Raw genomic sequence first — 10,416 nt, 5'->3', positions numbered from 1 at the left:
CTTCTCGGTGTTCGGGGAGCCGTTCGGGCCGGCTCTTGTCGCGATGCATGCAATGCTCCCTGCAAAGGCACCGCCTGGTCGAGGCGGCGCCGGCGGAAATCGCGTCAGCCGTTCGGAATCCGAACGGCCGCAACGCATGACGGGTTCCTACGCTGCATCGATCTGCTGCGTTTCGATCCATTGCCGGGCGGGGTCCAGGGTGCGGAAGACCCGCGCCGGCCGCCGATCCGTGGCGATGAAGCCCAGGAGCCGGGTGAAGGTCTCGCTGTCGGTCTCGGGCAGGACGATGGCGATGGGGCCGGTCACGCCCCGGGCATGCTGGGTGCGGATGCGGACGCCGATGGCCATGAGATCCTCGGGCGACATCGCGGGCGTGCAGCGGCGTGCATCGAACAGCTTGCGCCAGGTCCAGGCATCGGCGCCGGTGACGGCATCGAAGTAGGCCATGAGGTCGCCGCGGGTCAGGTCGCCTTCAGCAGTATGTGTGACGAGGCGTTTACGCGAATCGATAATCCAATAGAGCACGATGTGCGGACTTTAGTCTTTGCACTCGGCTTGTAAACTATTGCGGCCGTAAAGATTTCGCTACGCCGAGTGTCAACGGCATATTTGCCGGATTCGTCATCGGAGAGAGGTACTCCCAAGGAGCGCAAGCGACGCGTGAACAAGAGGGGCGCCGCATTTGCATCGCCGGTCTCGATGAGGTCCAATGCCCTGTGGACTCGCGCAGATAAGCAGAGCCGCATCGTCGGGCGGGAAGCGGGGAAACAGGGACCATGGCGATTACCTACGACGAGCTTCCGAACTCGGCCTATCTCGACCTGACAAGCTATCGCGGCAACGCCCCGCTGCCGACCGCCACCGGCCTGAACCAGTCGTTCTCGTTCAACGTCGCGCTGGTGATGGAACGGGCCAACGAGCCGACGGCGCTGCTGGAAGCCGACTGGGCGTCGCGGCAGGCGCAACTGGAAACGCTGAAGTCCAACAACACGCTGTGGTCGACCTACGGCGCGGACCCGACGGCCTATCAGCAGGTCCGCACGGAGCTGACCAATCTCGGCTTCACGCTGTTTCCCGAAGGCAACAACCAGCAATATGTCTCGTCGGCCGAGTCGCGCACCGTCTGGGTGATGGTCGACCAGACCAATTTCCACACGCTGTTCGGCAACTTCCTCCACAAGGGCCTGGACGAGCAGGGCAACGACGTCACCTTCTGGCAGGACAATCTCAACCTGCCCGACACGCTGACCTCGCGCGGCGTCAAGGGCGTGATGTTCGACACCGGCGACTTCGCGTCGCTTCTCGCCGCCGCCCCGGGCGGGACGGGCGTCGACCTGCCCCAGGACGGGCAGAGCCCCGGCAATTCGCTGCCCAGGGCGGGCCAGATCTATCCCAACGATCTCGCCGCCATCTACAACTACCCGTTCAATTCGGAAACGACGCGCGACTGGTGGAAGGCGGTCGCGACTGCGCCGATCGGGCTGATCGAACCCAACATGGGCACGGCGGTCGAGGCTTCGCTGCACAAGACCTTCGCGCAACTGGCGGACGAATACAGACAGAGCCTCCCGGACGTCCACCTCGACCAGCCCGGCACCTACGTGAACGTGGCGCCGGGCGGTGCTGCGAACGACAGCAGCGGCGAACGCTCGCTCGACGTGAGCATCGTCACGACGGCCAGTCCGACCTCGACCGTCATCCTCTATGCCGGGTCGGGCGACGCGCAGGGCGCGCGCTCCGTCGTCTTCACGGCCTACCAGGCCGCCATCTGGGACGAGACGAACAACCCGGCAGTGGTCAGCTCGTCGTTCCGCGACTATCCGCACATCGCGCCGGGCTCGCCGTTCGACTTCGCCTATCGCGAACTCTTCGTCGACGCGGTGCTGCGCAACATCACGATGGTCAATGCCGTGGGCGACGGCGGGTCGGGCGACCAGTTCGCCAACGGCCTGACCAACGTCGACACGATGCACGCCAGTCCTTACTCCATCGTCGCCGGCGGCTCGTCGCTCAGCAGCCAGCAGGCGGCGACCGACGATCCGACCTTGCAGGGCATCGCCAAGAGCGCGACGCCCGGCAACCTGCCGACGATCTGGAACCTGGTCGAGGGCGGCCTGAAGCACCTGCCTACGGCCGATACGCTCACCACGAACGAGCGGCTGATCGAGACCGTCTGGAACAGTTACTTCGTCTACGGCAAGGACATCGTCGACCAGTACAACAACGGCGGCGGTTTCCAGCAGAACTTCGCCGCCGCGGGCGGCGTCGATCCCAGCCAGCCGCAGCCCTCGTACCAGACCGATTTCGGCCTTCATCTGGCGACCTCGGATCCGTCGGCGCTGCCCGGCCGCGGCGTGCCGGACGTGGCGGCCCTCGCGGGCGGCAATTCGCGCTACATCGTGACGGGCAGCGACATGTCGGGAACGGGGAGCGGGGCGGGCACCAGCGCCGCCGCGCCGATGTGGTCGGCCCTGGTGGCGCAGTTCGACGCCGTGTTTCGCGATCAGGGCCTGCCGCACCTCGGCTACATGAACGATCTGCTCTACACCGCCGCGGCGATCGCGCCGGCCTCGTTCAACGACATCACGCTCGGCAACAACACCTCCTCGTTCCTCTACGGCGGGCACTATCTGACGCCCTCGGCCAGCGGCAGCACCGCGACCGTCAACGTGACGCCGACCGGCTGGGGCTACGAGGCCGGCACCGGCTACGATCTCGCGACCGGGCTGGGCACGCCCAACGGCCTGCTGCTGGCGCGCGCGCTGACGGCCATCGCGCACGAGCAGACCTCGTTCGGCAGCGTCGATCATGTCGTGCAGGTCGATGCGGCCGGCGACCTCTCGACGGCGGTTTCGGAAACGCTGCTGATCCAGACGACCTCCAACGCCGCGGCGGCGGTCGACGTGATTACGGGCAGCGACCTCCAGAGCTTCGCCAGCGGCCCGTCGGCGGCCTTCGCCTGGACGAGTCTGCTGGCGCAGCAGTCCCTGCAATCGAACTTCGATCCCAACCTGGTGCGGCTGTTCGACAAGCAGGCGCAGGGCACGCTGGCCCAGGCCGAGACGCAGGCCGGCGATTCGCTGGCGGTCTTCGTCGACGGCACGGAAGCCGGCGCGCCGCAGGTCAAGATGACCACGCCGTTCGGCTTCGTCGACTTTGCGTCAGGCAGCGGCGACGGCGGCGTGCGCGTGGCGCGGCCGGTGGCGGTGGCGGAGACGGTGGGCGGCGCCGACAACCAGCAGGCCGTGGTGCGGGTGCGCCAGAACGGCGAGGACAGTCTCGCCGTCACCTTCTACAAGGTCGACGACTTCAACGGCGCGATCGGCGGCCTCAATCCCGGCGAGGCGGGCTATGCGGCGGCGGCGCAGGGCCGCGCCTATCAGTTCGCCGGCGGCGCCACGTCGCTCGCGGGGCCGGGCTACGGCAACTACACGCAGGCGATGCTGCAGGGCGTCAATGCCGGCGATCACGTAGCGATGAGCCTCGTCAACCAGTCGAGCGGCGCCACCTTCTGGGCCTTCTCGCAGGCCAACGAGCAGGTCGGCGGCCAGTCCGTAGGCCACCTCTGGAGCTACGGCCTCAACACCTGGGGCTGGGAAGACACACGCGGCGGCGGCGACCACGACTTCAACGACCTGATCGTCCAACTCGACTTCACCAGCGCCTCGGGCCACGGCTGGCTGGTCTAAGAGAAGGCATGACCCCTCCGCCGCCGACGGTTGAGGCGACGTCATTTCCTCCCTCGCCAAACAGGACTATCGTGGCGGCAGCCAAACGGAGGACGAGATGAAGTCCAAACTGTTTCTCGCGACATTGGTCGGGTTGGCGGGCGCTTCTCACATCTCCATCGCAGCAGACGCGACATGGGCCGCCATTGGCTCCCTGGAGAATAATGCATCGCCCTATTGCGCCGGCGGGACGATGCCCATGCCGGAGTGGGCGTGGCAGACCGACGGGCGGGTCGATCTAAAGGGCAACACACTCGCCTTTACGACGGCGAGCCGGGCGCCGAACAGTTCGTTCACCGTCGACTTGAAGGAGTTGCAGCCCGATGGTTCCGGACGGGTTGCCAGCAAGGACAACAAGAACAGAACGTTCTACGTCACGCTCGATCCCGGCAGTGGCGCCCGCCCGTTCCATGTGACCTATTCCTACAATGCCTGCCGGCGCGTCTATACGCCCACGAGCTAAGGAGCGGCCCGCATCGCATTCAAGGGCGACATGATGCTGACCCACTCTGTCGTCCTGAGGCGAAGCCGAAGGACCTCAACGCCGCCTGCCATCGGTGAGGCAACCGGCATGAGATCCTTCGCTGCGCTCAGGATGACAGTAGGACTCACTCCTCGCGCCGAGGAGTAGCCTCACCCGCGCCGTGCCTTGTCGATGGCGGCGACGTCGATCTTCTTCATGGTCATCATCGCGTCGAAGGCGCGTTTGGCTTCGTCGCCGCCGGCGGCCATGGCTTCGGTGAGGGTGCGCGGGGTGATCTGCCAGGAGACGCCCCACTTGTCCTTGCACCAGCCGCACATGCTCTCCTGGCCGCCATTGCCGACGATGGCGTTCCAATAGCGGTCGGTCTCCGCCTGGTCTTCGGTGGCGATCTGGAAGGAGAAGGCTTCGGTCTGCTTGAACGCGGTGCCGCCGTTCAGGCCGATGCACCGGACGCCGGCCACCGTGAAGTCGACCGTCAGCACGTCGCCCTTCTTGCCGGACGGGTAGTCGCCGGGCGCGCGATGGACGGCGTGCACGGTGCTGTCGGGAAAGGTCGCGGCGTAGAAGCGGGCCGCCGCTTCGGCGTCCTTGTCGTACCAGACGCAGATCGTGTTCTTGGCCATACCATCTCCTTTCGCTGGGGGGTGAGGGGGAACCGTCGTCTGAGGTAGGGAGCCCGGACGCCATTCACCACCCCCCAACCGGCATCTCATCCCGCGGCCGAGGTTGGCGGAAGGTTGCGGTGTGCGGTAGGAAAGACGGAGCCGAAGCGAGCGGGGGGCTCATTCGACTGCGGCCAGTCGGCCCGGCTGGCCGGTCCTGTAATGACGATTGACGTCACACGTCATAATTCCCATACTCCACCATGATCCTGAGCTATCGGGACAAGCGCACCCGGCAGTTCGCGGACGGTGAGTTTGTCCGGGCGTTTCAGGGATTCGACCGGCAGGCGTGGAAGCGTCTCGACATTCTGGATGCCGCGACCTCGCTGGCCGATCTCCGAGGGTTGCCGAGCAATCGGCTCGAAGCGTTGCGCGGCGATCGGGCGGGGCAGTATTCCATTCGCATCAACCAGCAATGGCGTATCTGCTTCGAGTGGCAGGCCGAGGCGCCCGGTCCGTCGAACGTCGAGATCGTCGACTATCATTGAGGCTGGAGACACCGAGGCAAGGAGAGCAGACGTGACGAAAAGACCCGCCATCCATCCCGGCGAAATCCTGGCCGACGAGCTTGCGGAGTTGGGCGTGACGGCAGCCGAGTTGTCACGGCAGATCGGCGTGCCACCCAATCGTCTCTCGCAGATCATCAACGGCAAGCGCGCGATCACCGGCGACACGGCGCTACGGCTCGGCCACTGGTTCAGGACCAGCGCCGAGTTCTGGCTCAACCTCCAGACCGCCTACGATCTGCGCGTCGCCACCGAGCAAGCCGGCCGCGCCATCGCCAAGCTCCCGACGCGTCTCAGCCATCCCGGCTGAAGTGCCAGTTTGAGACGCGCTCCTCTGCAACATTGCAGTCGTGCCGGTGTTTTCTTGTGGGCCTTCAGAAGGTACTAGGAGAGGACAGGTTGTGGCAGGGAGCGTCGTACAGTGGCGATCAGTTACGTCGAAATTGCCAATTCCAGCTATCTCGACTTCAGCGGCTATCGCATCACTTCCGAGACGACGGTGCCGGCGGCCTACGGCTTCACCGGGGAGCAGCGCATCCCGGCAGGAGAGACCTTCTATACGAACGTCGCGCTGGTGCTGCCGCGGGCCAACGATCCGGCCGACCTGCTCGCGGGCAACTGGGCGAGCCGCCAGGAGGCGTTGAAGCAGCTCAATGAAGCCAGCGCGCTGTGGACCACCTACGGCGCCGAGCAGGCGCAGTTCGACCACACGGTCCAGTATCTCCGGGACACGCTCGGCCTCACCATCCTCGACGCCGCCAACAGCAACTACGTGACCTCGGCCGAGTCGCGCACCGTCTGGGTCCAGGTCTCCACGTCGGCCGAGTTCGAGAAGCTGTTCGGCACCGCGCAGATGGAGGCGACCGACGGCGACCTGAGCGGCTACTGGAACGGCAACCTCTCGCTGCCGCAGGAACTGAACGTCGCGGGCCTGTGGTTCGACACCTCGATCAGCCCGTCGGGATCGAACATGGCGCCGGGCGTGTCCGTCACCCTGCCGCAGGGGCTGCAGAGCCAGGGCAACGGCGCGCCCTACGCCCAGACGCCGACCATCGCGGCGCAAAAGCTCGGCAGCGACTACGGCTACGCCTATCCGCTCGACGGCGCGGCGGTGCAGACCAAGACCATCGGCCTGATCGAACCGGGCATCGGCTCGGCGCTGGCGGGCGATCCCAGCGGCTCCGACTTCCAGGCGCGGCTCACCAAGTTCCTGGCGGCGACCGGCCAGACCGGCGACGGCCAGGTCTATGTCCAGGGCGCGAGCGGCCAGCAGCCGACGGTCTATGGCGAGCGCGCGCTCGACGTCAGCGTCGCGGCCGCCGTCAATCCCAACAGCGACCTCGTGCTGTTCGTCGGCTCGGGCGTCAACACCGACGGCGCGCAGGCCTCGACCTACACGGCGATCCAGAGCACGGTCTTTCCCGGCACGGGGATCCCCAAGGTCTCGGCCTGGTCCGACTCGTTCGGCGATGCGCAGAGCATGTCGCCCGACTCGCCATTCTACCGCGCCTACTGGGAACTCTATGTCGACACGGTGCTGAACAACCAGACCGCGGTGACGGCGCTGGGCGACGGTGGGTCGAGCGAGGAGATCGGCAACGGTCTCACCAACCTCCAGTACAACTGCACGCAGCCCTTCAGCCTGCTGGTCAGCGGCACCTCGATGTCGACCCTGGGGATGGCCCAGCTCGATCCGACGCTCAACTATGTCGTGACGCCGGCGCTGGCGGGCGACAAGGCGACGATCTGGCAGCTCGTCGTCGGCGGGCTGACCACCATGCCCTCCGGTCTGGCGGGCACGCAGTTCTTCGTCGAGACGGTGTGGAACGATTACGTCGTCGACGGCAACACGATCACCGGCACCGAGCCGCTCTACGGCGGCTACATGCAGAACGGCACGTCGAACGGCGGCGTCGATCCCACCCAGCCGGTGCCGAACTATCAGACGGCCTATGGCCTGGTCCCGGTGACCAGCGATCCGCTGGCGCAGATCGGCCGCGGCGCGCCCGACGTGTCGATCCTGGCGGGCGGCAACGCGGCCTATCAGTTCGCCAACACCAACTTCACCGAGTATTACGGCGCGGGCTACGGCACCAGCGCGGCGGCACCGATGTGGGCCTCGCTGATCGTGCAGATCGACACGATCTTTGCCGACCAGGGCCTGCCCGATCTCGGCTACGCGCACGACCTGCTCTACATGGCCTCGGCCATCGCGCCCGCGTCGTTCAACGACGTGACCATCGGCAACAACATCTCGTCCTTCGCCTTCGGCGGCTCGACCTACCAGACCAAGAGCTACGGCGGCGACATGGTGAACGTCATCCCGACCGGCTTCGGCTACTATGCCGGACCGGGCTACGATCTCGTCACCGGCCTGGGCTCGCCCAACGCCACGGTGCTGGCGCGGACGCTCAGTGCCGCCGCGCATTCGCAGATGTATTTCGCCGACCAGCCCGACGTGGTGGACGGCAGCCTGGTCGACGGCTGGACCAGCGGCACGGCGCAGAGCCTGCTGTTCCAGACCATGGCCGGCAGCAGCGTCGATATCGGCGTGACCCTGGGCAGCGGCGGCTTCGACTATGCGAGCGGCGCGTCCGACACCTATGCCTGGACCAGTCGGCTGGCGTTGCAGTCGCTCAACCCGGACTTCGATCCCAACCTCGTGACCCTGTTCGACAAGCAGGCGCAGGGCGCGGAGATGCAGCGCTACGTGGCCGCCGGCCAGTCGCTGGGCGTTTCCATCGACGGCACCGACGCGCAGGCGATCCAGGCGGGCCTCACCAGCTCGTTCGGCTTTGCCGATTTCGTTGCGAGCGAGGGCGTCGTGCGTGTGGCGCGGCCCGTCGCGGTGGCCGAAACGGCGGGCGGCGCCAGCGACCAGCAGGCGGTGGTGCGCGTGCGCCAGAACGGCGAGGATTCGCTGTCGCTCACCTTCTACAAGACCGACGATCTCGCGGGCACCATCAACGGCCTGCAGCCGGGCGAGGCGGGCTATGCCGCGGCCGCACAGGGCCGGGCCTACCAACTCGCGGGCGGCGCCACGGCGCTGTCGGGGCCGGGATACGGCAACTACGCGCAGGTGATGCTTCAGGGCGTCGATGCCGGCGACTTCGTGGCGATGTCGCTGACCAACCAGTCGAGCGGCAACACCTACTGGGCCTTCTCGCAGGCCAACGAGTCCGTGGGCGGCCAGTCGGTCGGCCATCTCTGGAACTACGGCCTCAATACGTGGGGCTGGGAAGATACCAGAGGCGGCGGCGACCACGACTTCAACGACCTCGTGGTGCAACTCGACTTCACCAGCGCCGCCGGCCACGGCTGGCTGGTTTGAGAGAAGGCATGACCCCTCCGCCTGCGCAGACGCAGGCACCTCCCCATGTGAATGGGGAGGCGAAGACTCATCCTCCTCCCCATTCACATGGGGAGGTGCCCCGCAGGGGCGGAGGGGTCATAGCGGAGAGCGGTCGGCTCTATCCCGGGAAAGCGCGGGAGCGGTTTATCGAAACGGTGGGAGTCCGAAACGCGCTCCGATGTGGATCGCTCTCCCGGGATAAGGCCTGGCGCCGACGCTAGTTGAACTTGGACACGGCGCCATCACCCAAATGAGGGACGAAGCCGCGAGTCGAACCGTTCGACATCAAACCTCGGCATAGAGTTCGACGACACTGCCTTCGGGATCGCGGAAGAAGAGCGCGCGGTGATGGAAGGCGGGGATGTCGCGCGGCGGACTCAGGATCTCGACGCCCTTCGACTTGAGCGTGTCGTGGCAGCCGTCGAGCAGATGCGGCGCGACGCGGAAGGCGAGCTGGAGCGCGGCCGTACCGGCGGGCAGCGGGCCGTCGTCCCAGGCGAGGCCGGGGCCGCGCGGCTTCAGTGCCAGCACCGCAGCGCCGACCTGGAACTCCACCCAGCGCTCGCCGTCGCGCGTCAGCGCGAAGCCCATGACGTCGCGATAGAAGGCTTTGGTCTCCTGCAACTTCGTGCAGAGCAGCACCGTGTAGTCGAGGGTGCGGATGTCGCCCAGGCTCATGAAGGTCGGTTCTCCGGAGGATCGATTGGCAGGTCGTTCTTTATGCAGCGACCGATGGTTGATCGCAAAGAAGGGGAGTAGGGTGGCTTGCCCATCGGCTTCCTTTCATGGGCACCAGTCGCGTTCTCGAGTTGTTTTCCAACAAACTCAAGGAGACGCATATGACACCGATTCTTCGCCGCACTTTGCTTGTCGCCGTTGCCGTTGCACCACTCGCGCGCGTTGCGGCGGTGCATGCCGTGGATGCTTTGCCCGACGCGCGATTTGTCGGCTTCGCCGAGACCGTCAACGACTTCGAGATGAAATCGGGCCAGCTGGCGCTGACCAAGTCCACGAACGAACTCGTTCGCGGCTTTGCCACGCGCTCCATCGCGGAACACACGAAATTCGCGGAGTCGCTGGCTAGAAACCGCGCCGAAGGCGGCGTGTCCATGGCGCCCGACGAGGACGTCAGGAAGATTGCAGACGAGGCGATGGCCCGGCTGAATTCGGTTCAGGGCGCGGAGTTCGACACCGCTTACGCCACCGCCCAGGTGCGCGTGCAGACCGCGGCTGTCGATCAATACGGCGCCTATTCCCAGAACGGCAAGAGCGGCCCGTTGCGCCGCTATGCGCAGGAGACGCTGCCGCAGTTGCAGGCGTTACAGGAATACGCCAAGCGCCTGTCGGGCGGCCGCTAGACCGGGCAGCCGGGATGACAGGCCTGGATATCGACCGGATCGCCTCTTGACCCGGACCCTGGGGATGGCTCGATAAGGAGAGCGGTCAGCCACAGCCCCAGGGCAACCGCGAGGTGATCCGTGATGTCTTCCTCTTCTTCCGGTCCTTTCCTCAATCCATCCGAAGCCGCGCGGCGTCTCGGCGTTTCCGCCAAGGCGCTGCGGCTGTGGGAGCAGCGCGGCCTGGTCGCGCCGGTCCGCACCGCGGCGGGCTGGCGGGCCTACGGCTCGGCCGAGATGGCGCGCGCGAGCGAGATCGCGGCCCTGCGCGCGCTGGGCCTCGGGCT

Annotated in this window: 10 protein-coding genes; 7 read left to right on the top strand and 3 right to left on the bottom strand. The window is 66.4% G+C overall.

Annotation, left to right across the window (positions count from 1 at the left end):
* Positions 1-147: 147 nt before the first annotated feature.
* Positions 148-525, bottom strand: a complete 378-nt coding sequence (locus BN60_RS12780) for a hypothetical protein (RefSeq protein ID WP_020696449.1) — start codon at positions 523-525, stop codon at positions 148-150.
* Between the two features lie 251 nt (positions 526-776).
* Here BN60_RS12780 and BN60_RS12775 point away from each other — a divergent pair, with 251 nt between their 5' ends.
* Entirely contained in the window at positions 777-3,689 is a 2,913-nt protein-coding gene (locus tag BN60_RS12775; protein WP_020696448.1) for a DUF4114 domain-containing protein, read from the top strand.
* 97 nt (positions 3,690-3,786) lie between these two features.
* Positions 3,787-4,191, top strand: coding sequence for a hypothetical protein (locus BN60_RS12770; protein WP_020696447.1), 405 nt, complete (start codon positions 3,787-3,789; stop codon positions 4,189-4,191).
* Positions 4,192-4,361: 170 nt separating this feature from the next.
* On the opposite strand, the gene BN60_RS12765 is transcribed toward BN60_RS12770, so the two are convergent.
* The gene (locus tag BN60_RS12765; protein WP_020696446.1) at positions 4,362-4,835 is read right to left on the bottom strand and encodes a VOC family protein; all 474 of its coding nucleotides are present in this window, start codon (positions 4,833-4,835) and stop codon (positions 4,362-4,364) included.
* Positions 4,836-5,077: 242 nt separating this feature from the next.
* On the opposite strand from BN60_RS12765, the gene BN60_RS12760 reads away from it, so the two are divergent.
* The 3 genes from BN60_RS12760 (at position 5,078) to BN60_RS12750 (ending at position 8,711) form a co-directional block, all read left to right on the top strand.
* Positions 5,078-5,362 carry a type II toxin-antitoxin system RelE/ParE family toxin gene (locus tag BN60_RS12760; RefSeq protein WP_020696445.1) on the top strand — a complete coding sequence of 95 codons (285 nt, stop codon included), beginning with the start codon at positions 5,078-5,080 and terminating at the stop codon, positions 5,360-5,362.
* 31 nt (positions 5,363-5,393) lie between these two features.
* On the top strand, positions 5,394-5,690 hold the full coding sequence (locus BN60_RS12755; RefSeq protein WP_020696444.1) for a HigA family addiction module antitoxin: 297 nt from the start codon (positions 5,394-5,396) through the stop codon (positions 5,688-5,690).
* A gap of 111 nt (positions 5,691-5,801) precedes the next feature.
* Positions 5,802-8,711, top strand: coding sequence for a DUF4114 domain-containing protein (locus BN60_RS12750; protein ID WP_020696443.1), 2,910 nt, complete (start codon positions 5,802-5,804; stop codon positions 8,709-8,711).
* A gap of 306 nt (positions 8,712-9,017) precedes the next feature.
* Here BN60_RS12750 and BN60_RS12745 read toward each other — a convergent pair whose 3' ends face one another.
* Positions 9,018-9,410 carry a VOC family protein gene (locus BN60_RS12745; RefSeq protein ID WP_020696442.1) on the bottom strand — a complete coding sequence of 131 codons (393 nt, stop codon included), beginning with the start codon at positions 9,408-9,410 and terminating at the stop codon, positions 9,018-9,020.
* 107 nt (positions 9,411-9,517) lie between these two features.
* Between BN60_RS12745 and BN60_RS12740 the strand changes: the two genes are divergently transcribed.
* A complete protein-coding gene (locus tag BN60_RS12740) occupies positions 9,518-10,090 on the top strand; it encodes a DUF4142 domain-containing protein (protein WP_020696441.1) in 573 nt (190 codons plus the stop codon).
* A gap of 123 nt (positions 10,091-10,213) precedes the next feature.
* Positions 10,214-10,416 (top strand): MerR family transcriptional regulator (locus tag BN60_RS12735; protein WP_043283887.1); only part of this gene is annotated, 203 nt, incomplete at its 3' end.

The sequence above is a fragment of the Reyranella massiliensis 521 genome (genome assembly GCF_000312425.1).
In the GTDB taxonomy this organism is placed as follows: domain Bacteria; phylum Pseudomonadota; class Alphaproteobacteria; order Reyranellales; family Reyranellaceae; genus Reyranella; species Reyranella massiliensis.
The sequence above is the reverse complement of the archived record's forward strand: the minus strand, read 5'-3'. Positions and strand labels throughout refer to the sequence as shown.